Source organism: Pseudomonas sp. NCHU5216 (assembly GCF_052156495.1).
Lineage (GTDB): Bacteria > Pseudomonadota > Gammaproteobacteria > Pseudomonadales > Pseudomonadaceae > Aquipseudomonas.
In genome coordinates this window covers 90,549-115,478 of the sequence record NZ_JBQLIX010000014.1, presented here as the reverse complement: position 1 = coordinate 115,478, position 24,930 = coordinate 90,549, and the positions used below count along the sequence as shown (strand labels likewise).

The window sequence follows — 24,930 nt, the reverse complement described above, 5'->3', positions numbered from 1 at the left end:
GACCCAGGACGGTGAAGATTTCAAAGACCCGCTACCCAGTAGATCGGAAAGCTGCTCCGCTTAAATGAACAGCATTACGCTCGATGAGCGGCCTCTTGCGTTCGCTGTCCCGTTTCAGGGCAGGCCGCTGCGGCTTACACCATCGGATCACCGACATGCAGGATCTTCATGGTGTTGGTGCCGCCAGTGCCGTGGTAGCTGTCGCCCTTGGTCAGGATCACCCAGTCGCCAGGCTCCACCACGCCACGCTTGAGCAGCTCGTCCACCGCCGCCTGGCTGACCTTGTTGGCCGGCAGCGAGGCGGGGTCGAATGGCACGGTGTAGACGCCACGGAACAGCGCCACGCGGGCCTGGGCCTCACGATGCGGAGTGAAGGCGAAGATCGGGATCGACGAGCGGATGCGCGACATGATCAGTGGGCTGTAGCCGCTCTCGGTGAGGCTGATGATGGCCTTGACGCCCGGGAAGTGGTTGGCGGTGTACATGGTGGCCAGGGCTATGCTTTCGTCGCAGCGCTCGAAGGTGCGGCCCAGGCGGTGGCTGGACTGCTTGCTGGTCGGGTGCTTCTCGGCGCCCAGGCAGACGCGGGCCATGGCCTGCACGGCTTCTACCGGGTATTCGCCGGCGGCGCTTTCGGCCGACAGCATCACCGCATCGGTGTAGTCCAGCGCGGCGTTGGCCACGTCGGAGACTTCGGCGCGGGTCGGCATCGGGCTGTGGATCATCGATTCCATCATCTGCGTGGCGGTGATCACGGCTTTGTTCAGGCGGCGGGCGTGGGCGATGATCTTCTTCTGGATGCCGACCAGCTCGGCATCGCCGATTTCCACGGCCAGGTCGCCACGGGCCACCATCACCGCGTCGCTGGCACGGATCAAGCCGTCGAGGGCTTCGTCATCGGCCACGGCTTCTGCGCGTTCGATCTTGGCTACCAGCCAGGCGCTGCCGCCGGCCTCGGTGAGCAGGCGACGGGCGTAGTCCATGTCGGCGGCGTCACGCGGGAAGGACACGGCCAGGTAGTCCAGATCCATCTCGGCGGCGACCTTGATGTCGGCCTTGTCCTTCTCGGTCAGCGCCGGTGCGGTGAGGCCACCACCACGACGGTTGATGCCCTTGTTGTCCGACAGCGGGCCACCGATCAGCACGCGGCAGTGCAGTTCGTCGGCGCCCTTGAGTTCGACGCGCATGACCACGCGGCCGTCGTCGAGCAGCAGTTCGTCACCGACGTCACAGTCCTGGATCAGCGCCGGGTAGTCGATGCCGACCACTTCCTGGTTGCCGGCAGTGCGCGAGTGGCTGGAGGAGAGGCGGAACAGGTCGCCATCCTTGAGTTCGATGCGCTTGTTCTCGAACTTGGCGATACGGATCTTCGGGCCTTGCAGATCACCGAGCAGGGCAACATGGCGACCGTGTTTGGCGGCCAGCTCGCGAACCAGGGCAGCGCGCGCCTTGTGGTCGTCCGGGGTGCCGTGGGAGAAGTTCAGACGGGCCACGTCCAGGCCGGCGAGAATCAGTTGCTCCAGCACTTCCGGCGAGCTGCTGGCCGGGCCGAGGGTGGCGACGATTTTGGTGCGGCGAAAGGTCATGCACGAACTCCCTAGTCAACGATAGCGGGGAGGCTACTACGGGCTTTCGCTGTAGTCATTGTTCCCGTGCACTACCCTTTGCCGTTCGCTTTGAGCAGTCTGGCGTCGTCTGCCCCGGCAGGCTGCCGGGGTGACCAGTACCACGAATCAGGGCGCGTTCAGGTTGATCGCCTTGTCGAGCAGCAGGGCGGCCTTGGCATGCAGCTCGCCGTTGGGGTACTCGGCGAGCAGGCGGCGCAGGTAGGCGATGGCCTTCTCGCGGTCGGCGCTGGGGTTGTCCGGCGCCAGGTACATCAGCGCCAACTGGTAAAGCGCCTTTTCCTTGATGTCTGCCGCTATGTGCGGGTCGGCCAGGCCCAGCAGGTAGAGCTCTTCGGCTTCGGCTACGCGATCCTTGAGCACGGCGCGGCGCGACAGCAGGGTCATGTCCTGGTCGAGGCTGGGTTTGTACAGGTCGAGGTTCTGGCTCGGTTGCCAGTGTTCCAGCAGTTCCCGCGAACTCTTCTGAACCGGCTCCTCGGCACGCTTGCGAATTATCGCGATGCGTTCTTCGGCGCGACTGGCAGCGCGGCTGTTGGGGAATTCGTTGACGACCTTGTAGAAATAATTGAGTGCCTTGGCGTCATCGCGCTGCTCGTTGAAGCGGTTCATGTAGATCAGGCCGATCTGATAGAGGGCGATGGCACGCACCTCATCGCTCAGTTGCCGATCACGATAGCCTTCGAGGTAGAGCGCCTCGGCCTTGTCACTATGGGCATCGCGGATGGCCATGGCACTGTAGGTGAGCAGGTCGCCTTCTTCTTCGATGGCGGCGCTCATGCGTTTGGCCTTGAGCGCCTTGTACTCGACCACCTCGTTGGTGGTGACCTGGGCGATGAACAGCGGGGTGGTCGGGGCGCAAGCGCTCAGCAGGGTTGCGGCCATGACCAGGAACAGCGGGCGGATGAGCGGCATGTGGGCTCCTTGGCCGGAATCGACCTGTCCAGGCAGTCTAGTGAGTGCCAGTGATGGCGCCAAGGCAACAAGGGCAGAACCCATCGGAGGTTTGTGGCAGTTCAGTTTCTGCCTGGCCGGTCGATACACTGCTCATTGGAGGATCTGCCCATGAAAACCCTGATCATACTGGCCGCTGCGCTGGCCGCCACGGGTTGCACCCGTGTCTCGCTCGATCATCACTTGAACAACGCCTATCGTGCCTACGATGAAGGCGACTGCGCGCGTGTCGTGCTGGAGCTGTCGCAGGCCGAGCGCAAGAGCCGTTCGCGTAACTACCTGCAGCCGGAAATTTCCTTGCTGCGTGGCCAGTGCCTGGAGCGCGAGAGCCTGTTCGTCGATGCCGCGCAGACCTATCAGTTCATCATCAGTCGCTACCCGGCCAGCGAGTACGCCTATCGGGCGCGGGCACGCCTGCAGACGTTGCAGCAGCTCGGCCACTACACCCCGGCAGCCGCTGCCAAGGCCAGTCCCGCTGCGCTCTGAGCCTGGCTTTGCGCGCTGCCTGCTGCGGTATAAGCTGGTGGCCTTCATGGAGGATGAGCATGCGCCACCTGCTTCTGATCGTATCGCTGCTACCGGGCCTGGCCGCAGCGGAGATTTATCGCTGGACGGACGAGCAAGGCCGCGTGCACTTCGGCCAGCGCCCGGCTGCCGGTGCCGAGGTGATCGAGGTCAGGCCACAGGTGATCGAGCGCGATGCTCAGACCCGCGAGCGCGAAGCGCGCAGCCAGCGTTTCTATCAGGCTCGTGAACAGGAGCGGCAACGGGCTACCGAGCAGGCCACGCAGCAGCGCGAACAGCGTGCCAGTGAATGCCGCGAGTTGCGTCAGCGCATGGCGCAGTTGCCGGAGGGCTATTCCTACTATCGGGAGGGGGCCAACGGCGAGCGTATTTACTATAGTGATGATGAGCTCGACACCGCTCGTCGCCAGATACGCGAGCGCATCGCCGAGCGGTGCTCCTGAGACTGGTAGTGTGATGGCTCGAAGGCGCATACTCGGAACCCTTTGTAGCGATATGCCATCATGCCTAGCCAGCGTCGAATCGAGCGGCATCAGCTGCCTTACTACCTGAAGGTCTTCAACCGCATCACGGACAAACCGATGGGGTCGATCGGCAATGTCTCCCTCGATGGGTTGATGCTGATCAGTCAGCTACCCCTGCTGGTGGGCGTGCAGTTCGACATGCAACTGAAGATTCCCTCTGCACACGGCCTGCGCCTGATCAACCTGTCCGGCAAATGCCAGTGGTGCCGCGAGGATGTCACGCCAGGCTCCTATGACTCGGGGTTCTCCTTGTTTCCCCCGCCTCAGGACTACCTCGAAATGATCGAGGCGTTGCGCTATTACTTCAGTTTCCATTCGCTGTCGGCCTCGGCCTGAGGCCTCAGTGCAAGGCCGGCGCCCTGTCGAGACTGCGCAGGCGCTGGCTCAGTTGCAGGCGCATGCCTTCCTCTTCGCATAGCAACAGGGCGTGCTGCAGGTCGTAACGCTCGCCCTGCGGGCATTCCAGTTGCTGGTAGATGGTGGCTCGGGCCAGATGATCGAGCAGGTTCGGTGGGCCGAGCTGCAGCACTCGCTCGGCATCCTTGAGCGCCGCCAGATGGTCGTCCTGCTGCACATGTAGTTGGCGCAGGTTGCGTGACAGGCGCAGCAGCATGGTGCGCGCATCCGCCGCTTGCAGGTGTGCGGCGCCCAGTTCCTCCTGCGGCCCCAGATGATGCACGAGCAGCTCGCGGCAGTCGCGGGTATACAGGCGACGGCCGCCGCAGGGGTCGAGCAGGTGATCGGCGCCTGGAACCCGTAGCAGGAAATGACCGGGGAAGTTCACGCCTTGCAGGGGAATGTCTAGGCGTCTGGCCAGTTCCAGCGCAATCAATGCCAGGCTCAGAGGTTGGCCACGGCGCCAGCGCAGAACTTCGTGCAGCAAGGCATGGCGCGGTCGTGTCGGACCTTCATCGTCCTGGTGATAGTCCAGTTCGCTGAGGCGGCGCAGCAAGGGTTGCGCCAGTTCGCGCAGTGGCAGATTGGGCAGGCCGGCCGCCACCTGCACCTGCAGACCATGCAGGTCAGCCAGCACCTGGGGTGGCTGTACGTGCGGATCATGTTCGGCGGCAATCCACAGAGCTGCCTCGAACAGGGCCGGTGGATCTCGCTCCAGACACAGCAGACAGGCTTGACGTGGGCTCATCGCACGATCTCCGCTTCCTCCCTGGTTTGTAGCGTTTTGTCGAGCGGGCGTCCAGTTTTCGCGTGTCACGAGCCGGGGATACGGCCATCGAACCACCGATGGCCGCCAAGGGGCCAAGGCTATGCAGACTTATCGAGCGTTGGTGCGAAACGAAAGACCACTGCCAGGCCGAGCAGGATCGCGACCATACCGGCCAAGGCGCGGATCGAAAGCGGGTTGCCCAATAGCGAGTAATCGAGCAAGGCCGTCGTCACGGGCACCAGATAGAACAGGCTGGTGACATTGACCAGATTGCCCGCCTGGATCAGTCGATAGAGCAGCAACTGCGCTCCGACCGAAATCACCAGCCCCATCCAGAGCAGAGGGAGCAGCAGCCCCATATCCCAGCGCACTTGCCAGTTCTGGGTCGGCAGCAGCACCAGGCTGCCCAGCAGACACAGGCCGTACTGCAAGGGCAGTGCACGCATCGGCGCCTGGCGCAGGTTTTTCTGAACGATGCTGCCACAGGTGATGCAGAGCAGCGCGCCGAGCGCGAACACCATGCCGGACAGAGACATCAGGCTGCGCGCCAGGCTGTCCGCCACGATCAGCGTCAGGCCGGCAAGGGCCAGCAGCAAGCCAAGAAGACGCAGCGATGAGGCTCGCCGTTCCAGCAGCATCAGGGTCAGGATGGGCTGTACGCCCAGTACCGTAGCCAGCACACCTGGCGTGATGCCCTCGGCCAGTGCCAGCAGATAGCACAGGCTGTAGCCGCCGATCAGCAGCAGCCCAGCCTTGGCGGTGGGCCCGCGCAAACCGCGCTCAGGCAGCCAGATGCCAGAGTGGCCCGCGATCAGGGCAAGGGCCAGGCTGGCGAGGGCGAAACGCAGAACGAGAAAGGCGAAGGGGGAAGCATGATCCAGGCCCAGGCGGGCGAAGATCGCGCCACCGGACCAGAGCAGCACGAAAAGGGTTGTCGCGCCGTAGCGAGACAGCACAGTCGAATCGAAACGCATGATGGAACACCTGTCGAAGGTTTGCATGAGCTCCGTACGCGCACGGGCGCGTCTCGGCGAGGCCGAGGACAAACGGAGAGGCAGAGAGGTGCGGAGGTGACCGCTTAGGCTTTGAGCAGCGGCGGGGGAGGAGTGCCAGCTTGACAGGTAGCAGGGGGCGCACAGCCGTCGGCAGCGACGCGGTAGGCGGCACTGGCGAGGACGTCGAGGCGATGCGCAAAGAGGGTCATTGAGGCGGCTTCTGTTTCTGAAGCCTGCACACTACTGCGCTTGTCCGGGGCGGTCAATCGATGCCGAACTCACCCTGGTAGCACACCGGGGAGCTGGGTTCACCGGTACGTTGCAGTTCGTCTTCGAGGTACTCGGCCAGCACGCGGGCATTGTTGTGGGTCTCGTCGCGGGCCGCGTAGAGCAGGGTGACGGTGCCGGTCGACGCGCTGTGCAGCAGGGCTTGCCAGTGTTGCGGTTGGGCGTCGAGTTGTTGCCGATAGGCCAGGCGGAAGGCCTGGAAATCGCCATCGCGGTGAAAGGCGCGGCGCAGTTCGTCGCAGGGCGCCACCTCCGCCACCCAGGCGTCCAGTTGCGCGGCCTCTTTGCTGATGCCGCGCGGCCAGAGGCGGTCGACCAGCACGCGCTGGCCGTCATCGGCGGCCGCGGCGAGGTAGATGCGTTTGCACTGGATCATGCTCGTCTCCCTTGGTAGGACGGACTGGCCGAGCATAGCCCATCTACACAAAGGCCCCGCAATTGCGGGGCCTGAGGGTCATTCGGCGTTGTCGCTCAGCTCGTCGAGAGCGTCGGGCTGATTCTTGAAGGCCTTGGCGAACACGTCGCGGTTCTTGGCCATGAAGATGCCCAGTTCCTCACCCTGTTGCTCGTTCAGCGAAGGAACCGCCTTGTGCAGCACTTCGGTCAGCCGTTCGGCCAGTTCGAGCATCTTGTCATAACGGTCGGCTTCGGCTTTATCCATGAACAAGCGCTCCGGATCGCGACTGCTGCGGTACACCACTTCGACGGCCATTCATCACCTCGTCTGCCTTCATGCGTGTCAATATTGGCTGTTTATTTATACAGTATTCGAGAGCATAAAGAACTCGCCGCCATTTTGCCAGCAGCGAGTGTATAGGCGTTCAGCGATCCGCACGGATCGGGCTGAACTCCGCCGGCACCCAGGCATAGCCCTGAGACTCCTTGCGCACATGACCAATACCGGGGAAGGGCAGGTGCGCACCTGCTACCCAGAGCCTTTCGTCTGCTGCCTCGGCCAGTAGACGTTGGCGGGATTCGCGTGCCTTGTCGCTGTCCACGTCGAACTCGATCACCACCTCGGGCTTGGCGAACTGCACGGCATGGCTATGTACGATGTCGCCCCAGACCAGCAGGCTCTGTTCGCCCGACTTGAGCAGGTAAGAGGTGTGTCCGGGAGTGTGGCCAGGGCTGGGGAGCTGCGTGAAGCCAGGCAGCAGCGTGTCCACCTGCTGGTAGGGCTTGAAACGATTCGCCTGGATGTAGGGCGCTACGGCGCTCTGGGCGAGTTTGAACATGCCTTGCATGCCTTCGGCTGCCTTGGCCATGTTGGCTTTGCTGAGCCAGAAGTCCGCTTCGCTCTTGGGCACCGCAACGCTGGCATTGGGGAATGCTGGCTTGCCTTCGGCATCGAGCAGGCCACAGGCATGATCCGGGTGCAGGTGGGTGAGCAGGACGGTGTCGATTTGCTCCGGCTTGTAGCCGGAGGCCTCGAGGTTGGCCCGCACCGCGCCGAGCGTCGGGCCGAAGCACTGCGCGGCGCCGGTATCGATCAGGACGAGGTGGCTGCCGGTATTGATCAGATAGGCGTTCACGGCTGTCTGCACGCCCGGCGTGGCCTGGACGAACATGCGTGCCAGCAGACTCTGCAAATCCTTGTCGGCGATGCCCTTGAGCAAGGTGGCAGGCAGGTCGATGTAGCCGTCGTAGAGGGCGGTGACCTCGAAATCACCCAGCATCATGCGGTAGTAACCCGGTACCTGGGTTTTCTGTTGGGCGGGTGCCTGGGCATGGGCCGGCAGGCTGAACAGGGCAATGAGGGCGGCGGCTCCGAGCAATGAACGCATGTGTGACTCCTGTGGTGCTGAAAAGGAGCCAGTGTGCGCCGTGATGAGGTTTTTGGCGAGCGGGGCAAACTGGGCTGGTGTATAGGTCTTGTATAATCCGCGTCGCGCCGTGGGAGTCGAGCTCGGAGTCGGCGTAATCCTTGCATTCCCCATAGGCGCAACTATAGTCAGTGCGCCATGAAAGGACTCCGCAATGAACAAGGCCAGAGATGTTTATGCTTGATTCGATCGGTCGCGTAGAACGCAAACTGCTGGCCCTGGTCGCGCTGTTCTACCTCAGTCTGATGCTACTGATCGGAGCCATCTGGGGCAGCCAGACCAGTTTCTCCAGTGGACGTGATGTACAAGAGTTGTATCGATCTCTTTATCGTCTGAGCCTGCTGCTGCCCAGCTTGCAAGAGGCCGAGCTCGATCAGCGCGGCTATCTGCTTACGGGCAAGGCGCGGTATCTCGAGCCTTACGCCTCGTCGGTGGAACGCTTCGATGAACAGCTACGTGGCTTGCTGGATGCCCCCATCATGCAGGCGCACGAGGCTGAGTTGCAGGCCATTGCCGAACTCGGCCGCTTCAAGCGCGATGAAATGGCGCTGACCCTCGATCTCTACCGTGAGCAGGGCCGGGCAGCGGCCATGGAGCAGTTTTCGGACGAGCATGGCGGGCGTTACATGGGCGAGATGCGTACACGTATCGCCAACATCGAGCGTGCTGTGGCGATTGCCCTGAAGGTGCACAAGGCCGATATCGAATGGCGTTCGATGCTGGCGCTCTGGGGGGGCGGGGGCGGCGCGTTGCTCATGCTCGGTCTGCTCACGCTGTTGTTCATCGATCTGCGTCGCGACCTGCGAGAGCGTGGCGAGTTGCTCGAACGCATGGCGTTCGAGTCGCAACATGACAGCCTGACTCACCTGCTCAATCGGCGTGCCTTCAACGACACCCTGGATCAGGCCCTGGCCCTGGCGCGCCGTGGTGAACGCTCCGTGGCGCTGCTCTATCTGGATCTCGATGGCTTCAAGACCATCAACGACAAGCTCGGCCATGCGCTGGGCGATGCCGTGCTCAAATCCGTGGCGGCGCGCTGGAAGACCGTGGTGCGTGAAGGTGAGGTGCTCGCGCGCCTGGGGGGTGATGAATTCGCCGTGATCGCTGCCGGCGATGCCGATGCTGTCGAGCGCCTGGCCCAGCGCCTGATCGATGCACTCGATGGGCCCTTGTTGGTGCAACAGCCCGACGTTCGTGTCGGCGTTAGCGTCGGGCTTGCCCGCTGTGCCGAGCATGGCGAGGATCGCCGCCGCCTGGTGGCCTCGGCCGATATGGCCATGTACCGCGCCAAGGAGGCTGGCAAGCACGGTTATGCCTGGCCCGAGGAGCGTCCTTCGGTGCTCGCGGTGGTCTGAGGCGCACGCTGCTGTGGCGTTTCGTCACATCCCTGCCTCATTCTGGAACTGGTGTCATTCCTGCATGGGCGCTGAGCTGCAAGCGTGCTTCGCATGGCGCGGGGCGGGCTGTCATTTGGATCCTGGGAGAAGTCGTCGATGAATTGGGCAGAACGTCTGCGTGAAGGGCTGCATGGCCTGGCCGAGTCGCTGGGCAACCTGTTGATGGAGGCCTTCCACTATCTGGCGTTGTTCGCCATCGGTGCGATCACGGCCTGGGCGGGTGTGATGGCCTTTCTCGGCATGTTGGAAAAAGGCCACATCAGCATCGATGACATCCTGTTGCTGTTCATCTACCTGGAGTTGGCGGCCATGGTGGGGATCTACTTCAAGACCAACCACATGCCGATCCGCTTCATGATCTACGTGGCGATCACCGCCCTGACCCGTTTGCTGATTTCCGATATTTCCCACACCCACAAGCCGAGCTGGGGCGTGGTGATGGTGTCGGGCGCGATTCTGCTGCTGGCGCTGGCGATACTGGTGGTGCGCTATGCGTCATCGCGTTTCCCCGCCGTGGCGGCGCCCAACCCGCGTGGCAAGCCGCGTAACCGTGAGGATGCCGAGGCCGAGCGCGACGATACGTCGGATTGAGGCTCTTCACCTCCTCCAGCCGGTGAACAGTAGCCTGGGTTGAGCACCGCGAAACCCAGGTAATCCGCTCCCGGGTTTCGCTTCGCTCTACCCAGGCTACGTCCCTTACTGCAGAGGGGCGAACAGGGCGGCCAGATCCTGTTCGTCCAGTTGCCATTGGCCCTGGCTACCGCCTTCGAGCACGCCGCGCGCCAGGCTGGCCTTGCTCTGCTGGAGCTGCTGGATCTTTTCCTCGACGCTGCCGCGGGCGATCAGCTTGTAGACGAACACCGGCTTGTCCTGGCCGATACGGTAGGCGCGGTCGCTGGCCTGGGCCTCGGCTGCCGGGTTCCACCAGGGGTCGAAGTGGATCACGGTATCGGCGGCGGTGAGGTTGAGGCCGCTGCCGCCGGCCTTGAGGCTGATCAGGAATACCGGGAACTCGCCGGCCTGGAAGCGTTGCACCGGGGTGCGTCGATCCTGGGTACTGCCGGTGAGTTTGGCGTAGGCGATGCCTCGGCTGCGCAGTTCGGCTTCGATCAGCGCCAGCATCGAGGTGAACTGGGAGAACAGCAGCACGCGTCGGCCGCTGGCCACCAGCTCCTCGAGCATCTCCAGCAGGGCGCTGAGCTTGCCCGAGTCGCTGGCCTGCAGGGTTTCGTCTGCATCGCCCAGCAGGCGCAGGTCGCAGCAACTCTGGCGCAGGCGCAGCAGCGCCTCGAGGATGACGATATGACTGCGCGCCAGGCCCTGGCGGGCGATTTCATCGCGCACCTTCTTGTCCATGGCCAGGCGCAGGGTTTCGTAGCGGTCGCGCTGTAGCTGGGTCATCTCGACCCATTGCACGATCTCGGTCTTCGGCGGCAGTTCGCTGGCCACCTGTTCCTTGGTGCGGCGCAGCAGGAAGGGGCGGATACGGCCGGTCAGGTGGGCCAGGCGCTGGGCGTCACCGCGTTTCTCGATGGGGCTGCGGTAGTTGCGATTGAAGGCCTTGGCATCACCCAGCCAGCCGGGCATGAGGAAGTGAAACAGCGACCACAGCTCGCCCAGATGGTTTTCCAGTGGCGTGCCGGTCAGGCACAGGCGCAGCTCGGCATTGACCTGGCCGGCGGCACTGGCCGCCTTGCTACGCGGGTTCTTGATGTTCTGCGCCTCGTCGAGGATCAGCAGACGGTAGCGCTGCTGGTTGAGGGGCTTGAGGTCGCGCGGCAGCAGGGCATAGGTGGTGAGGATCAGATCATGCTCGGCGATCTGCTCGAACAGTGCCTTGCGCTTGGCGCCATGCAGAGCCAGTACGCGCAGGCTCGGGGCGAAGCGTGCGGCCTCGTCCTGCCAGTTGGGAATCAGGCTGGTGGGCATGACGATCAGCGCCGGCTTGTCCAGGCGCCCGGCCTGCTTCTCGCTGAGGATATGGGCGAGGGTCTGCAGGGTCTTGCCCAGGCCCATATCGTCGGCCAGTACGCCGCCGACCTGCAGCTCGGCCAGGGTCTGCATCCAGTCCAGGCCCTGCAACTGATAGGGGCGCAGGGCGGCGTGCAGTTCGGCTGGGGCCAGGGTGGTGCGCTTGCCGAGCTGCTGCAGGCGCTGGGCGAAATCACGCAGGTTGTCGCCACCTTGCCAACTCAGCAGATCGCTGTCGCTGAGTGCGCTCAGGCGTGCGGCATCGGCGCGTCCCAGGCGCAGCGGCAGGTGATCCTCTTCCGGGTCGCGGAAATACAGCTCGCCCAGGGTCGCCAGCAGCGGCTTGAGGCGAGCGAAAGGCAAGGCGACACGTTTGCCGCTCTGCGGCAGGCTGATCAGCAGACGATCCTCGTCGGCGCGCTGGGCCAGGGCTTCCGGCGCCAGCAGCCAGGGTGTTCGACGAATGGCCTGGAGCAGGATGGGCAGCAGGCTGATGCGCTGCCCCTCGACTTCGATGCCCAGTTCCAGATCGAACCAGGTCTGCTGCGGATCCTGCTCGACTTCGGCATACCAGTCATCGATCTGCGCCAGGTTGTACTGGAAGTCCGGGCGCATGTGGATCTGCCAGCCTTCGGCACGCAGCCGTGGCAGTTGCTCGTGGACGAAGGCCAGCCAGTCGCGCTCGTGCTCCAGCTCGAACGGCTCGCCGGCATCGGCCGGCAGTGCCTCGCTCTGCCGCAGTGCCACTTGCAGACCGAGGTTTTCCAGGCGTTTACGCAGGCTGTTCTCGGCAGCGGCGTCACGGATCAGGCGCAGGTTGGTGGCGGCATCCAGACGCTTGAGCAGATCCTTGGCCGGCTTGCCGAAGGCGCGATGCCCGGCATAGTCGAAGGCCAGCGCGGCGCGATGCTGGGTCTGTTCCAGCATGCGCCCCTTGCGAGCGTCGAAATGCACGCGCACATGGCTGCCCAGGGTCAGTACCGGCGTTGGCGCGATGCCCTCCAGGCGCTGTTCGGCCACTTCCTTGCTCGGTACGATCAGCTCGCTGAGGTCATGGCCGTCGCGTTGCCGGGCTTCGAGGGTGAGCAGGGCGGCGACCACATGCTTGCAGTTGAAACCCACCGGGCAGGTGCAGTGGCCGGTCACGCTCCATTTGCGCCCATAAGGGTGCAGGGTGATGCGCTGCTGATAGCTCTGGCTGCCGGAGCCACGACAATTGGCCAGCAGGCTGTTGTCGCGCAGGCTGAGCAGCTTGCTGCGCTGCTCCTCGGCATAGGCGATGCCGCGGCGCAGGTCGCCGGCGCCGAACTCGGAGCGCCAGTCCTCCTGGCGCAACTGGTGAATATCCAGGGGCATCAACTGAGCCCCGTGGCGAAAATGAATGGGCGCATGACTGGGCCGTGGCAATGCAAAGCCGCAGATTTTCGCATAGCCGCGTGATGATTAGCAGGCGTCCTGTCGAGATCGTCGACGCACAGCCATGACCACGCACCTGGGCGCCTGCTTGTGGACGAGAGAAATGAGCGTCAGGACTCGAACGCGGCGCGGTACTGGCCTGGCGTTGCGTCGAGCGCCTGGCGGAAACGGTTGCTGAAGTGGCTGGGGCTGGCGAAGCCACAGGCCATTGCGACCTCGCCCAATGGCAGGCGCGAGTGACGCAGCAGGTGGCAGGCGCGGGCCAGGCGACGGGCCAGCACGTAGCGGTGCGGCGGCAGGCCGAAGCTGGTCTGGAACATCCGCGCGAAATGGTATTCGGACAGTGCGCAGAGGCTCGCCAGCTCGCCCAGCGACAGCGGTTCGGCCAGGTGCTGCTCGATATGTTCGCGCAGACGGCGGCGTTGCACCGGGGCCAGGCCACCTTTCAGGCGCAGGCCCTGGCGTAGCCCCACCTGGTTCAGCAGGGCATGGTCGAGCAACGCATGGGCCAGGCTGCTGGCCAGCAGGCGTTCGCCGGGCTCCTGCCAGTCGAGCCGACAGAGCTGGCGAAAGCGCGCCGCCTGCTCGGCGTCCTCGAGGAAGGTGGCTTCCTGCAATTGCAGGCTGCGCGGCTCACGGTCGAGCAGGGTGACCGCACCGAGGGCGAAGCGCTCCTGCTCCACGTACAGATGAACGAGCTGGATCTGGCCATTGATGATCCAGGCCGACTCGTGTTCGGCCGGCATGATGCACAGGCGATCCGGGGCGCCCTTATGGCCCGGATGCTCGCGGCGAAAGGTGCCGGTGCCGCCGCTCAGGTAGCACGACAGGGTGTGATGGCTGGGGGCGAGGTAGTCGCGTGCGTCGTGGGCGTTGCTCCAGCGCGCCAGGGCCAGGCCGTGATCCAGGTGCGCCAGGCCGTGCAGTCGCGAATTGGGCGAGCGACTCATGGTCTGGAATACCTGCAGGTGTTCGAGTTGCGCCATCGAGGCCTCCTTTTAGCGGGGATGCTACGCTCACTAGCAGGCCGTTGAAAAACTACCTGCGTTGCCATTGCTGCGTTAAAAACAGGCTCAAAATACTCATTTACAACTCGTAAACTCCGTTTTTTCGCCTGTTTTTGCCTTGCACTGGCTGCCTCGCCTACGTTTTTTAACAGCCCGCTACTCCGGCACGCCAGTCTTTCGCGATAAAAAGCGCAAGTATGTGCAAGTGAATAAATTTTCCTTCGCCGCAACGCGCGATGCCTTGACTCGGGGTATCTTGGCGGCCACTCGAACAATGACTCCCGGTTGGATGCTGCCCTTGATGAAACCACTGCGCTCGTTCGCTCTTGCCTCTCTGTTCTGCACCCCCGTTCTCGCCCTGGCGGCCCCCTCGCTGGATGACAAGGATGCCTTCATCAACGACCTGATCGGGCGCATGACCCTGGAAGAAAAGGTCGGTCAACTGCGCCTGATCAGCATTGGTGGCGACATGCCGCGCGAGCGTATCCGTGAGGAAATCGCCGCCGGGCGCATCGGCGCCACCTTCAACTCGGTGATCCGCCCGGAGAACCGGCCCATGCAGGAAGCCGCCATGCGCAGCCGCCTGGGCATTCCGATCTTCTTCGCCTACGACATCATCCACGGCCATCGCACCACTTTCCCCATCGGCCTCGGTCTGGCTTCGAGCTGGGACATTGCGGCCATCGAGAACAGCGCGCGTATCGCCGCCTTCGAGGCCAGCGCCGACAGCCTGGACATGACCTTCGCGCCCACCGTGGACATTTCCCGCGACCCGCGCTGGGGGCGCACCTCCGAGGGCTTCGGTGAGGATCCGTATCTGGTGTCGAAGATCGCCGCCGCCATGGTCAAGGGCTATCAGGGCGATGATCTGAGTTCGCCGCAGCACATCATGGCCAGCGTCAAGCACTTCGCCCTGTACGGTGCGGTGGAAGGTGGCCGCGATTACAACGTGGTGGACATGAGCCCGATGCGCATGTACCAGGACTACCTGCCGCCCTACCACGCCGCCATCGAAGCCGGTGCCGGCGGGGTGATGGTGGCGCTCAATGCCATCAACGGCGTGCCGGCTTCGGCCAACACCTGGCTGCTGCGTGACCTGCTGCGCCGTGACTGGGGCTTCAAGGGCGTGGCGCTGAGCGACCATGGTGCCATCACCGAGCTGATTCGCCACGGTGTTGCTTCCGATGGCCGCGAAGCTGCGCGCCTGGCCATCACCGCAGGCGTTGGCATGAGCATGGCCGATACCCTGTACGACCAGGAACTGCCAGGCCTGGTGCGTGACGGCACGGTGCCGCAAGCGGTGCTGGATGAGGCCGTCAGCCATGTGCTGGGCACCAAGTACGACCTCGGCCTGTTCCACGACCCTTTCCGCCGCATCGGCCGCGCCGAGGACGACCCGGCCGACGTCAACGCCGAAAGCCGCCTGCACCGTGCCGATGCTCGTGCCATGGCGCGCGATTCCCTGGTATTGCTGGAAAACCATGGCGACACCCTGCCGTTGAACAGGAAGGCCACCGTTGCCCTGATCGGCCCGTTGGCCGACTCGCCGGTGGACATGCTCGGTAGCTGGTCGGCGGTTGGCGTGGCCGAGCAGGCGGTGACCCTGCGCAAGGGCATGGAAGCTGCGCTCAAGGGGCACGGCAAGCTGCTCTATGCGGTGGGCGCCAATGTCACCGACGATGCTCATGTGATCAATTACCTTAACCAGCTCAACTGGGATCGCCCGGAAGTGGTGCTGGACAAGCGCACTCCGCAGGAAATGCTGGAAGAGGCGGTGCGCGTCGCGACCCAGGCCGACGTCATCGTCGCCGCCGTGGGCGAGGCGCGCGGCATGTCGCACGAGTCCTCCAGCCGTACCCGCCTCGATCTGCCCGACAGTCAGCAGGCCCTGCTGCGCGCCCTCAAGGCTACCGGCAAACCCCTGGTGCTGGTGCTGATGAACGGCCGACCGCTGGCGCTTGGCTGGGAGAAGGAAAACGCCGACGCCATGCTGGAAACCTGGTACAGCGGTATCGAGGGCGGCAACGCCATCGCCGACGTGCTGTTCGGCGACCACAACCCCTCGGGCAAGCTGCCGATCACCTTCCCGCGTTCGGTGGGGCAGATTCCCACTTACTACAACCATCTGCGTCTGGGCCGTCCTTACACCCCTGGCACGCCAGGCAACTACACCTCGCAGTATTTCGAGGAGCCCAACGGCCCGCTGTATCCCTTCGGTTACGGTTTGAGCTACAGCGACTTCCAGCTTTCGGCACCCAAGCTGTCCGCCGAGCGCATGGGGCCTGACGACAAGATTCGTGTCAGCGTGACCCTGAAAAACACTGGCAGCCGCGCCGGTGCTACGGTCGTGCAGCTCTATCTGCGTGACGAGGCCGCTTCGGTGATCCGTGCGGTTAAGGAACTCAAGGATTTTCGCAGGGTCAAGCTTGAGGCAGGCGAGGCGCGTGAGCTGAGTTTCGTCATCGACGAACCCATGCTGCGTTTCTACGATGCCAGCCTGCGCCATGTCAGCGAGCCAGGTGCTTTCCGTGTTCAGCTTGGCCTGGATTCGGAAACCGTGCAGGAGGCCCGTTTCGAGCTATTGCCGCGCCGTTGAGGGGGCGGCTCAAGGAGGCGAAAAATATACCTGTGTGAGCCCCTGTGCTGGGCATCGCGATCTGGTAATAATGCGCAGAAAAAACGTGCATGCCATTGGCCAGCATTCGTCTGTGTCAGCATGCCGTTTCTGCGTTTTCCCTTGCACCATTTTCGCCCAACTTTGATCCCCGTGCAGCGGCAACCCGTGGGGTGCCCGCTGCGCGTCAATCCGTATGCCTTGGAGGCTGTGTGTCAATGAGTCGTCGTTCTGCAACCCGTCTGGGCAAGACCGGCCGGTTGATTCTGAGTACTTTGCCCTTGTTGTTTGCCGCACACGCATGGGCTTTCGACCTGGATGACGTGGCCGTCAAGGCCAAGGCGCTCGCCGCAGAACGCTACAGTGCCCCGCAAAGTCGGCTGCCTGCTGCCTTGCGCGATCTGCCTTTCGCCGATTACCAGAAAGTCCGCTTCCGTGAGGATCATGCCTACTGGAACGACGGCAAGACGCCGTTCCAGCTGTACTTCTTCCATCAGGGCATGCACTTCGACGTGCCGGTGAAGATCAATGAGGTGACCGCCACGGGCAGCCATGAAATCAAGTATTCGCCGGAGATGTTCGACTTCGCCGATGTCAAGCTCAACCCGGACGACCTCAAGGATCTTGGCTTCGCCGGTTTCAAGGTGATGTACCCCTTGAACGAGGCGAACAAGCAGGACGAAGTGATGAGCGTGCTCGGCGCCAGCTACTTCCGCATCGTCGGCAAGGGCCAGGTCTACGGCCTGTCTGCCCGTGGCCTGGCCATCGACACCGCGCTGCCTTCCGGTGAGGAGTTCCCGCGCTTCACCGAGTTCTGGATCGAGAAGCCGCAGCCTGACCGCCGCACTTTGCTGTTCTACGCGCTGCTGGACTCGCCGCGGGCCACCGGTGCCTATCGCATGGAAATCGACCCAGGCCGCGACAGCGTGCTCGACGTGCAGGCCAAGGTCTACCTGCGCGAGCCGGTGGAAAAACTCGGTATCGCGCCGCTGACCAGCATGTACCTGTTCGGCGCCAACCAGCCCTGGCCGCGCCACAACTACCGCCCCGAGTTGCACGATTCCGACGGCCTGGCCATCCATGCCGGCAACGGTGAGTGGCTGTGGCGCCCGTTGAACAACCCCAAGCGCCTCAACGTCAGCAGCTACCGCATCGACAACCCTCGTGGTTTTGGCCTGATGCAGCGTGGTCGCAGCTTCGCCCAGTACCAGGATCTCGATGACCGCTACGAGCTGCGGCCCAGCGGCTGGGTGGAAACCGTAGGTGACTGGGGCCCAGGCCAGGTCGAGCTGGTGGAAATTCCCACACCGGATGAAACCAACGACAACATCGTCGCGCTGTGGCGCCCGGATCAGCAGCCGGCCCCCGGCAAGGCGCTGGACGTGCACTATCGCCTGCACTTCAGCCGCGACGATGCCAAGCTGCATGATCCCAAGCTGGCCATGGTCACCCAGACCCGCCTGTCCGAAGGTGACGTGAAACAGGCTAACCTGATTCGTCAGCCCGATGGCAGCACCGCCCTGATCGTCGACTTCGCCGGCCCGGTGCTGGCCGAGCGCAAGCCCGATGCGCCCATCGAGCCGCAGATCAGCGTCGACGCCAACGCCGACATCGTGGAGAAGAACCTGCGCTACAACCCGGTGAGCAAAGGCTGGCGCCTGACCCTGCGGATCATGGTCAAGGATCCGGCGCAGCCGGTGGAAATGCGTGCTGCCCTGCTCGAGGACGGCAAGCCCCTGTCGGAAACCTGGAGCTATCAGCTGCCCGCCCATGAATAAATCTCCCGATGCGACCTTGATCCAGGAGTACCTGGACGAACTGCCCCTGGATCAGACCCAGCAACAGGAACTGGAGCGCCGCCTGGAGGAGGGCGGCGATCTGGCCGAACTGCACCATGCCCTGCAGGCGCCGGAAGCGGCCTCGCCGGTGGTGGAGGAGGAAACCCGCGAGCTGCTGGAGTCCGTGCCGGTGCGCCTGTCCATGGCCTGGCCGGACGCCGTCGAGCGTGGCTGCCAACTGGTGCAGGATCACCAGGGGCGACCGACCATCGAGTCGACCCCGCCGATCAAACGCACGCGCATGGTGCCCGAGCCCTGGCAGACCAACATCCTCGAGCGCGGCTGGTGGCGCCTCAAGAGCGGCCAGCACACGCCTCGCCCACGTACTCGTGAGTCGGAGGACTTCAGCGAGGAGCACTGGCGTCATGTGGCCTCGGTGCGTCGCGCCGCGCTGATGGTGCTGATGGTCGTGCAGACGGTGGTCGCCACCTGGTACATGAAGTCGGTGCTGCCTTATCAGGGCTGGTCGCTGGTGGATCTGCGCCTGGTGTTCGAGCAGCCTTGGCTGGAGTCGGCGCGGCAGATCCTGCCCTACGTGGTGCAGACCAGCATCCTGGCGCTGTTCGCGCTGCTGTTCTGCTGGGTGTCGATGGGCTTCTGGACGGCGCTGATGGGCTTCTTCCAGTTGCTCAAGGGGCGTGATCGCTACAGCATTTCCGCCACCTCATGCGGTGATGAGCCGATTTCGCCCAAGGCCCGCACCGCGCTGGTCATGCCCATCGCCAACGAGCACGTGCCACGGGTGTTCGCCGGCCTGCGTGCCACCTTCGAGTCGCTCAAGGCTACTGGCCAGCTCGAGCATTTCGACTTCTTCGTCCTCAGCGACAGCAACGATCCGGACATCTGCGTGGCCGAGCAACAGGCCTGGATGGAGCTGTGCCGCGAGGTGGAAGGCTTCGGCCATATCTTCTACCGCCGGCGTCGGCGCCGGGTGAAGCGCAAGAGCGGCAACATCGACGACTTCTGCCGGCGCTGGGGCAGCAACTACCGTTACATGGTGGTGCTCGACGCCGACAGCGTGATGAGTGGCGAATGCCTGACCCGCCTGGTGCGCCTGATGGAGGCCAACCCCGGTGCCGGCATCATCCAGACCGCACCGAAGGCCTCGGGCATGGACACCCTCTACGCCCGTCTGCAGCAGTTCGCCACGCGCGTCTACGGCCCGCTGTTCACCGCCGGTCTCAACTTCTGGCAGCTCGGTGAGTCGCACTACTGGGGGCATAACGCGATCATCCGGGTCGCGCCCTTCATCGAGCACTGCGCCCTGGCGCCGTTGCCGGGCAAGGGGGCGTTTGCCGGGGCCATCCTCTCTCACGACTTCGTCGAAGCCGCGCTGATGCGTCGTGCTGGCTGGGGCGTGTGGATCGCGTACGACTTGCCGGGCAGCTACGAAGAACTGCCGCCGAACCTGCTCGACGAACTCAAGCGTGATCGCCGTTGGTGCCATGGCAACCTGATGAACTTCCGCCTGTTCCTGGTGCGCGGCATGCACGCCGTGCACCGCGTGGTGTTCCTCACCGGGGTCATGTCCTACCTGTCGGCGCCGCTGTGGTTGCTGTTCCTGGTGCTGTCCACCTGCCTACTGGCGATCCATACGCTGATGGTGCCGGAGTATTTCCTGCAGCCCAACCAGCTCTATCCGTTGTGGCCGCGCTGGCAACCGCACGAGGCCGTGGCGCTGTTCTCGGCCACCATGACCCTGCTGTTCCTGCCCAAGCTGCTCAGCGTGCTGCTGATCTGGATTCAGGGTGCCGAGGCCTATGGCGGACGCATGCGCGTGCTACTGTCGATGCTGCTGGAGGCCTCCTGCTCGGTGCTCCTGGCGCCGGTACGCATGCTGTTCCACAGCCTGTTCGTCACCGCCGCCTTCCTCGGCTGGTCGGTGCAGTGGAACTCGCCGCAACGGGTGGACGACTCCACGCCCTGGAGCGAGGCGTTCCGCCGACATGGTTCGCAGGTGCTTATCGGCGTTTCCTGGACAGCGCTGGTCGCCTGGCTGAACCCCGACTTCCTCTGGTGGCTGGCGCCCATCGTCGTGTCGCTGATCCTCTCGCCGGTGGTGTCGGTGCTCACCAGCCGTACCGCGCCAGGCCTGGCGGCGCGGCGCGGCAAGCTGTTCCTCATCCCGGAAGAGCACGAGGTGCCGCGTGAGCTGAGCAACACCGCCGAATACGAGCGCCTGAACAGCGCGCGGGCGTTGCGCAAGGGCTTCGTTCGGGCGGTGGTCGACCCGCTGTACAACGCGTTGGTCTGCGCCATGGCCCGTGCCCGTCATGCCAAGGTGGTGCCCGCCGCCGAAGCGCTGCGTGACGAGCGCATCGAGGAAATCCTCGCCGCAGGCCCCGATGGTCACGTAGAAGCCACGCGCTGGCGTCTGCTCAACGACCCCGATGGCATGGCCCGCCTGCACGCCCGTGTCTGGCAGGAGCCGCAGCACCATGCCTGGCGCGAGGCGCGCGAAGCGCTGCGCGAAAGCTGATGGCTCGGCGAGCTCTTGCCGGTACTGGCAAGGGCTAGCCGCTATATTTGCTAGTCTGAAGCGAAACCGCCGCAGCCCATGCGAGCAGCTGATGCCGATTGATTGGCATTGCTCAGCGCAGCAGGCCATGGATCGAATTCGATAGAAAAAGGAGCCATCATGTCCAATCTTCACGACTCTGCAGATCGCTATGGTCTGGTCACGCGCCTACTGCATTGGAGCATGGCGATTATTCTGGGCTGGCAGTTCGTTACCGTGATAGCCCACACGGCCATGGAAGACAGCGGCCTGGACAAGCTCCTGTGGAGTACGCACAAGCCTACCGGCTTGCTGCTGATGATACTGGTGCTGATTCGTCTGGTTTGGGCCGTTGCCAGTCACAGCCGTCGCCCCGCTGCTATCAGCCTGATGGCAAGACTGGGACATGCTTCGCTCTATGTGCTGATGTTGGTCATTCCCTTCGTCGCGCTATTGCGTCAGTACGGCTCTGGGCGCGAGTTCGTGGCATTCGGCCTGACCCTCATGCCGGGCTTCAGCGACGGCAAGATCGAATGGATGATCGCGCCGGCCAGCCTGCTGCACGGCAACCTCGGCTGGCTGCTGCTGGCACTTGTCATCGGCCATGTGGCGATGGCGTTCTTCCATCGTCACCAAGGCGGCGAAGACGTGCTGGCACGCATGATCGGGAAATGATCCTGCTCGTCTATGGCGAATGTCTTACACGCTCTGGCGCCAACCACCACTTTTACCTAGACCGACCGGTCATTAATCTACACACATCCCCTGCAGCAATGGATCGCTGAGGATCACGGAAGATAACCAGGCCAAGATGGCTACCGACAGGATGTTGGATGGTTGGGAAGAAACCCGCTTCGGCGGGTTTTTTGTTGCCTGCCATTCCTGCCTGCCATCTGACCGCCCTGACCGCCGGGATGGCGGAAATGCCGGTTTTGCACGAGCAAAAACCGGCCCTGGCGGCAACCTCAGAATCTGTCGCGGGCAATTGTTCGCCAGGTGCGCGTCTTCACTCTTCCTTGCCAATGAACACCGCCAATGCCAGCAGCGGCAGCCCGGCGGCGAGCAGGGCCGTGCCCGACCAGCCGAAGCGCTCGTAGATCGGGCTGGCCAGTGCCGAGCCGATGGCGCCGCCAATGAAGATGCTGGTCATGTACAGCGCATTGAGGCGCGCGCGGCTTTGCGGCTCCAGCGCGTAGATGGTGCGCTGGCCCAGCACCATGCTCATCTGCACGGCGAAATCCAGCAGAATGGCGGTGGCCACCAGGCCGATCCAGCCCAGCCCATGGTTGAGCAGGTTGGGGGCGAAGGCCAGCGGTGCCAGGATCAGTGCTACCAGGCTGGCGCGCCAGGTATGGCCGGCATCGGCCAGGCGTCCGGCGATGGGCGCCGCGACCGCGCCGATGGCGCCGGCCAGGGCGAACAGGGCGATATCCTGCTGGCTCAGGCCCAGATGACGCGCCAGCTCCAGCGGCGCCGCCGTCCAGAACAGGCTGAAGCTGGCGAACATCAGGCCCTGATAGAGCGCACGGCGACGCAGGGTGGGATAGCGGCGCAGCAGGTGCGCCAGCGAAGCCAGCAATTGCCCGTAGCTGGCGCGATGGCTGGGGGCATGGCGTGGAATGGTGGTGGCGATCACCAGGGTGATCAGCAGCATCAGCGCAGCCGCCATCAGGTACACCGCACGCCAGCCGAACTCACCGGCCACCAGGCTGGCCAAGGGGCGCGCGAGCAGGATGCCGAGCAACAGGCCGCTCATGATATTGCCCACCACGCGACCACGGCTGGCCTCCGGTGCCAGATTGGCGGCCAGGGGAATCAGCATCTGCACCGAAACCGAACTCAAACCGATCAGCAATGCCAGGCTGAGGAACAGATCCGGCTGCTGCGCGAAGGCCGCTGCCAGCAGGCAGAGCAGGGCGGCAGCGGTGGTGATCAGCATCAGCCGGCGGCTTTCCAGCAGATCCGCCAGGGGCACCAGAAAGAACAGGCCGAGGGCATAGCCGATCTGCGTCAGCGAAACGATCAGGCTGGCGCGCTCGGCGCTGAGGCCGACATCCGGGGCGATCAGCTCGATGATCGGCTGGGCATAGTAGAGGTTGGCAACGATGGCGCCACAGCACAGGGCGAACAGCAGCACCAGGGCTTGTGGCAGGGAGGTCGATTCGTGGGTGAGCGAGGAGCTCTGGCCGGTCATGCTCTGGTCTCGGAAGGTGCGTGATCGATGCGTTGCAGCCGCCGATGGCTGAGTGGGGAGGTCATCAGGTGTCAGCTTGCGCGATTGCCCGACTGGCTGCCAAGCATTGCGTAGCGCCCTGGGCCTTGCGCGTGTACCACAGTACTCGGCTCACGCCGCGAGTGATGGCCACGTAGGCCAGGCGCCGGGCTTCGTCCTGCATGGCCTGGTCGTAGCTGTGGCGGAAGAAGCCGCACTGGGCGTAGAGCGCATTGCGCAGCGGGTGTTTATCCACCGGCAGGCAGTCGTCGAGGATGATCGCCACCTCGGCCTGCAGGCCCTTGGCGCGGTGGATGGTCAGGGCCTTGACCGGCAGTGCCTTGTCCAGTTGCGCGCGCACCTGCTGCAAGGGCTCGTTGCGTCGACTGAGCACGAGCACGGCGGCGCGATCCGCGTTGGGGCGTTGGCTGACGTGCTGGCACTGCGCGGTGATTTCCTTGAGCAACGCCGGCAAGCCGCTGGCCAGGTCGAAGCGCTGGATCAGCTTGACGCCATGATCGCCCGGCTGCATGGCCCTGGCCGCGATGCAGGTCTTGGCCTGCTTGCTGCGCACCTCGGCCAGCACCTTCTCGCCATCGCGGATCACCGGTTCGATGCTGCGGTAGTTGGTATTCAGCAGCAGGGTGGTGCTCTTGCCGCGTCCGCGGCTGGGAAAATGCCGGTCGAAGTCGATGAACAACTCCGGCGAGCTGCCGCGCCAGCCGTAGATCGACTGCCAGTCGTCGCCGATGGCCATCAGGCTGATGCGCTCGCCCGCGCGGTGCAGGCGGCGGTGTACGGCCTGCAGCCACAGCACGATCTGCGGTGAGATGTCCTGGAACTCGTCGATCAGCAGGTGGCTCAGGGCGAGCAGGGCTGGGCCGGGTTTGCCGTCGTCGTTGCTCAGCCCTGCGCTCAATTGCGCGAAAGCACCGTTGAAGCTGATCAGCCCCTGGCTGCGCAAGAGCGTCGTGAAATGCTGGTGAAAGCACTGCATGGCTTCGATGAAATCCCGGTCGCGGGGCGCGCAGTCAAGGGCTTGCACCTCCAGGCGGTCGAGGCGGATGCCGAGGCTTTCGGCAAAATCGATCTGCCCGTGCAGCAGCTCGAACAATGGCAGGGCGGCGAATTCGCCGGGCAGCTTGCAGCTATCCAGCGGCGCCCTGGGTTTGCTCTGTGGCGGCTCCTGCGGGACAGGCAAGCCAAGCAGGCGGTGAGTCAGGACGCGAAAGCGCGCGTCGTCTGCGTAGGCATTCTGGTAGGCCTGCTTGAGCAGGCGCTGCTGCGCGGGGCGCAGGCGTCCTCCGGCGAGTGGGTTGTCCGGCTCGTCGTTGGGCTCGTCCAGTTGCTCGAACCAGCGCGGGTTGCCCAGGCGCTCCTTGGCCAGCGCCGCCATGGCGGCGTGGAAGGTGCGCACGCACTGGTGTGCATCGTGTGGGTAGTGCCAGAAGTCGAGCAGGCGTTGCAGGCGTTCGCGCAGCTCGTGGCAGGAGGCGTTGGTGAAGGAGATCACCGTCAGGCGCGTCGGCTCGATTTGCAGGTGGCAGAGCAGGAACACCACGCGCAGCACCAGGGTGCTCGACTTGCCTGAGCCGGCGCCGGCGAAGATGCGCGCCAGCGGCGCGCGGCAAAGGATCATCGTCCACTGCTCCTCCGAGGGGGCGCCGATCAGCCCGGCACTCACCGCCTGGGCCACGCGCTCGCGCATGGCCTGCACCTGCGCCTCTTCGATCTTCAGCCGGGTGCTCGGGTAGATGCCGGCGGGGCCGGGTTTGCCGCTGGCGGCCTTGCTGGCGCTTTTCTTGTTGCTGGTGGATTTCTTCTTGCTCTGCTTGCGCACGGGCTTGCGTGGCTGCGCGGCTTCGCGCTCGGCGCGCAGGTAGGCGGTGGTGCGGGGGAAATAGCGGGCGAGGGTGCTGGACAACAGTTGTTTGTAGCGCGCGACGGCAGAAAGCATGCGGTGAAAATGACCTGACTGGCGAAACCTGCATGATAAAGCTTCGCGGACGATGGCAGGCAGTGATGGCGCTTTGAAAAATGCGCAACTTCTTGCAAGCGCGGCGCGCGCGCCGGCTCCAG

20 protein-coding genes are annotated in these 24,930 nt (G+C 64.1%); 9 read left to right on the top strand and 11 right to left on the bottom strand.

Translation table 11 applies throughout. From position 1 onward, the window contains the following. Nucleotides 1–134: 134 nt before the first annotated feature. Together pyk and ACSVIK_RS12535 are read right to left on the bottom strand one after the other, a co-directional pair. Complete coding sequence (pyk, locus tag ACSVIK_RS12540; protein WP_442444639.1) at nt 135–1,586, bottom strand: pyruvate kinase; 1,452 nt, start codon at nt 1,584–1,586, stop codon at nt 135–137. 147 nt (nt 1,587–1,733) lie between these two features. Further along, nucleotides 1,734–2,540, bottom strand: a complete 807-nt coding sequence (locus ACSVIK_RS12535) for a tetratricopeptide repeat protein (RefSeq protein ID WP_442444638.1) — start codon at nt 2,538–2,540, stop codon at nt 1,734–1,736. Between the two features lie 150 nt (nt 2,541–2,690). Here ACSVIK_RS12535 and ACSVIK_RS12530 point away from each other — a divergent pair, with 150 nt between their 5' ends. The 3 genes from ACSVIK_RS12530 to ACSVIK_RS12520 are packed head-to-tail and all read left to right on the top strand — an operon-like array spanning nt 2,691 to nt 3,964. After that, nucleotides 2,691–3,065 carry a tetratricopeptide repeat protein gene (locus ACSVIK_RS12530; protein WP_442444637.1) on the top strand — a complete coding sequence of 125 codons (375 nt, stop codon included), beginning with the start codon at nt 2,691–2,693 and terminating at the stop codon, nt 3,063–3,065. Nucleotides 3,066–3,124: 59 nt separating this feature from the next. Next, a complete protein-coding gene (locus tag ACSVIK_RS12525) occupies nt 3,125–3,547 on the top strand; it encodes a DUF4124 domain-containing protein (protein ID WP_442444636.1) in 423 nt (140 codons plus the stop codon). A gap of 60 nt (nt 3,548–3,607) precedes the next feature. Further along, entirely contained in the window at nt 3,608–3,964 is a 357-nt protein-coding gene (locus ACSVIK_RS12520; protein ID WP_442444635.1) for a PilZ domain-containing protein, read from the top strand. 4 nt (nt 3,965–3,968) lie between these two features. Here ACSVIK_RS12520 and ACSVIK_RS12515 read toward each other — a convergent pair whose 3' ends face one another. The 5 genes from ACSVIK_RS12515 to ACSVIK_RS12495 all read right to left on the bottom strand — a co-directional run bounded on the left by ACSVIK_RS12515 (nt 3,969) and on the right by ACSVIK_RS12495 (nt 7,860). Continuing rightward, nucleotides 3,969–4,772 (bottom strand): SirB1 family protein, encoded by an 804-nt coding sequence (locus ACSVIK_RS12515; protein WP_442444634.1) that lies wholly within the window; start codon nt 4,770–4,772, stop codon nt 3,969–3,971. 119 nt (nt 4,773–4,891) lie between these two features. Next, nucleotides 4,892–5,767, bottom strand: coding sequence for a DMT family transporter (locus ACSVIK_RS12510; protein WP_442444633.1), 876 nt, complete (start codon nt 5,765–5,767; stop codon nt 4,892–4,894). 283 nt (nt 5,768–6,050) lie between these two features. Continuing rightward, nucleotides 6,051–6,452: a DUF488 domain-containing protein gene (locus tag ACSVIK_RS12505; protein WP_442444632.1), complete on the bottom strand. Its 402-nt coding sequence runs from the start codon at nt 6,450–6,452 to the stop codon at nt 6,051–6,053. A gap of 78 nt (nt 6,453–6,530) precedes the next feature. Further along, nucleotides 6,531–6,788: a YebG family protein gene (locus ACSVIK_RS12500; protein ID WP_442444631.1), complete on the bottom strand. Its 258-nt coding sequence runs from the start codon at nt 6,786–6,788 to the stop codon at nt 6,531–6,533. A 109-nt stretch (nt 6,789–6,897) separates the two neighbouring features. Further along, nucleotides 6,898–7,860 carry an MBL fold metallo-hydrolase gene (locus tag ACSVIK_RS12495; RefSeq protein WP_442444630.1) on the bottom strand — a complete coding sequence of 321 codons (963 nt, stop codon included), beginning with the start codon at nt 7,858–7,860 and terminating at the stop codon, nt 6,898–6,900. A 215-nt stretch (nt 7,861–8,075) separates the two neighbouring features. Here ACSVIK_RS12495 and ACSVIK_RS12490 point away from each other — a divergent pair, with 215 nt between their 5' ends. Together ACSVIK_RS12490 and ACSVIK_RS12485 are read left to right on the top strand one after the other, a co-directional pair. Then, nucleotides 8,076–9,254 (top strand): diguanylate cyclase domain-containing protein, encoded by a 1,179-nt coding sequence (locus ACSVIK_RS12490; protein WP_442444629.1) that lies wholly within the window; start codon nt 8,076–8,078, stop codon nt 9,252–9,254. A gap of 138 nt (nt 9,255–9,392) precedes the next feature. Next, nucleotides 9,393–9,887 (top strand): phosphate-starvation-inducible protein PsiE, encoded by a 495-nt coding sequence (locus ACSVIK_RS12485; protein ID WP_442444628.1) that lies wholly within the window; start codon nt 9,393–9,395, stop codon nt 9,885–9,887. Nucleotides 9,888–9,992: 105 nt separating this feature from the next. Here the strand turns inward: ACSVIK_RS12485 and ACSVIK_RS12480 are convergent, their stop codons facing one another. Beyond that, the gene (locus tag ACSVIK_RS12480; protein WP_442444627.1) at nt 9,993–12,623 is read right to left on the bottom strand and encodes a DEAD/DEAH box helicase; all 2,631 of its coding nucleotides are present in this window, start codon (nt 12,621–12,623) and stop codon (nt 9,993–9,995) included. Nucleotides 12,624–12,793: 170 nt separating this feature from the next. Then, nucleotides 12,794–13,669 (bottom strand): helix-turn-helix domain-containing protein, encoded by an 876-nt coding sequence (locus tag ACSVIK_RS12475; RefSeq protein ID WP_442444626.1) that lies wholly within the window; start codon nt 13,667–13,669, stop codon nt 12,794–12,796. A 322-nt stretch (nt 13,670–13,991) separates the two neighbouring features. Between ACSVIK_RS12475 and bglX the strand changes: the two genes are divergently transcribed. The 4 genes from bglX to ACSVIK_RS12455 all read left to right on the top strand — a co-directional run bounded on the left by bglX (nt 13,992) and on the right by ACSVIK_RS12455 (nt 21,314). Continuing rightward, nucleotides 13,992–16,286, top strand: coding sequence for a beta-glucosidase BglX (gene bglX, locus ACSVIK_RS12470; RefSeq protein ID WP_442444625.1), 2,295 nt, complete (start codon nt 13,992–13,994; stop codon nt 16,284–16,286). Nucleotides 16,287–16,522: 236 nt separating this feature from the next. Next, on the top strand, nt 16,523–18,082 hold the full coding sequence (locus tag ACSVIK_RS12465) for a glucan biosynthesis protein G (RefSeq protein ID WP_442444624.1): 1,560 nt from the start codon (nt 16,523–16,525) through the stop codon (nt 18,080–18,082). Then, on the top strand, nt 18,075–20,621 hold the full coding sequence (gene mdoH, locus ACSVIK_RS12460) for a glucans biosynthesis glucosyltransferase MdoH (protein ID WP_442444623.1): 2,547 nt from the start codon (nt 18,075–18,077) through the stop codon (nt 20,619–20,621). Before ACSVIK_RS12465 ends, mdoH begins: the two co-directional genes overlap by 8 nt. Before the next feature lie 159 nt (nt 20,622–20,780). Next, nucleotides 20,781–21,314 (top strand): cytochrome b, encoded by a 534-nt coding sequence (locus ACSVIK_RS12455; protein ID WP_442444622.1) that lies wholly within the window; start codon nt 20,781–20,783, stop codon nt 21,312–21,314. A gap of 331 nt (nt 21,315–21,645) precedes the next feature. On the opposite strand, the gene ACSVIK_RS12450 is transcribed toward ACSVIK_RS12455, so the two are convergent. Together ACSVIK_RS12450 and ACSVIK_RS12445 are read right to left on the bottom strand one after the other, a co-directional pair. Then, nucleotides 21,646–22,833, bottom strand: a complete 1,188-nt coding sequence (locus ACSVIK_RS12450; RefSeq protein ID WP_442444621.1) for an MFS transporter — start codon at nt 22,831–22,833, stop codon at nt 21,646–21,648. 64 nt (nt 22,834–22,897) lie between these two features. Continuing rightward, complete coding sequence (locus ACSVIK_RS12445; protein WP_442444620.1) at nt 22,898–24,808, bottom strand: UvrD-helicase domain-containing protein; 1,911 nt, start codon at nt 24,806–24,808, stop codon at nt 22,898–22,900. Nucleotides 24,809–24,930 lie beyond the last annotated feature (122 nt).

Coding starts and splice junctions, on each gene's coding strand:
- pyk (WP_442444639.1), bottom strand. CDS start 1,586: ATGACCTTTCGCCGCACCAAAATCGTCGCCACCCTCGGCCCGGCCAGC.
- ACSVIK_RS12535 (WP_442444638.1), bottom strand. CDS start 2,540: ATGCCGCTCATCCGCCCGCTGTTCCTGGTCATGGCCGCAACCCTGCTG.
- ACSVIK_RS12530 (WP_442444637.1), top strand. CDS start 2,691: ATGAAAACCCTGATCATACTGGCCGCTGCGCTGGCCGCCACGGGTTGC.
- ACSVIK_RS12525 (WP_442444636.1), top strand. CDS start 3,125: ATGCGCCACCTGCTTCTGATCGTATCGCTGCTACCGGGCCTGGCCGCA.
- ACSVIK_RS12520 (WP_442444635.1), top strand. CDS start 3,608: ATGCCTAGCCAGCGTCGAATCGAGCGGCATCAGCTGCCTTACTACCTG.
- ACSVIK_RS12515 (WP_442444634.1), bottom strand. CDS start 4,772: ATGAGCCCACGTCAAGCCTGTCTGCTGTGTCTGGAGCGAGATCCACCG.
- ACSVIK_RS12510 (WP_442444633.1), bottom strand. CDS start 5,767: ATGCGTTTCGATTCGACTGTGCTGTCTCGCTACGGCGCGACAACCCTT.
- ACSVIK_RS12505 (WP_442444632.1), bottom strand. CDS start 6,452: ATGATCCAGTGCAAACGCATCTACCTCGCCGCGGCCGCCGATGACGGC.
- ACSVIK_RS12500 (WP_442444631.1), bottom strand. CDS start 6,788: ATGGCCGTCGAAGTGGTGTACCGCAGCAGTCGCGATCCGGAGCGCTTG.
- ACSVIK_RS12495 (WP_442444630.1), bottom strand. CDS start 7,860: ATGCGTTCATTGCTCGGAGCCGCCGCCCTCATTGCCCTGTTCAGCCTG.
- ACSVIK_RS12490 (WP_442444629.1), top strand. CDS start 8,076: ATGCTTGATTCGATCGGTCGCGTAGAACGCAAACTGCTGGCCCTGGTC.
- ACSVIK_RS12485 (WP_442444628.1), top strand. CDS start 9,393: ATGAATTGGGCAGAACGTCTGCGTGAAGGGCTGCATGGCCTGGCCGAG.
- ACSVIK_RS12480 (WP_442444627.1), bottom strand. CDS start 12,623: ATGCCCCTGGATATTCACCAGTTGCGCCAGGAGGACTGGCGCTCCGAG.
- ACSVIK_RS12475 (WP_442444626.1), bottom strand. CDS start 13,669: ATGGCGCAACTCGAACACCTGCAGGTATTCCAGACCATGAGTCGCTCG.
- bglX (WP_442444625.1), top strand. CDS start 13,992: ATGAAACCACTGCGCTCGTTCGCTCTTGCCTCTCTGTTCTGCACCCCC.
- ACSVIK_RS12465 (WP_442444624.1), top strand. CDS start 16,523: ATGAGTCGTCGTTCTGCAACCCGTCTGGGCAAGACCGGCCGGTTGATT.
- mdoH (WP_442444623.1), top strand. CDS start 18,075: ATGAATAAATCTCCCGATGCGACCTTGATCCAGGAGTACCTGGACGAA.
- ACSVIK_RS12455 (WP_442444622.1), top strand. CDS start 20,781: ATGTCCAATCTTCACGACTCTGCAGATCGCTATGGTCTGGTCACGCGC.
- ACSVIK_RS12450 (WP_442444621.1), bottom strand. CDS start 22,833: ATGACCGGCCAGAGCTCCTCGCTCACCCACGAATCGACCTCCCTGCCA.
- ACSVIK_RS12445 (WP_442444620.1), bottom strand. CDS start 24,808: ATGCTTTCTGCCGTCGCGCGCTACAAACAACTGTTGTCCAGCACCCTC.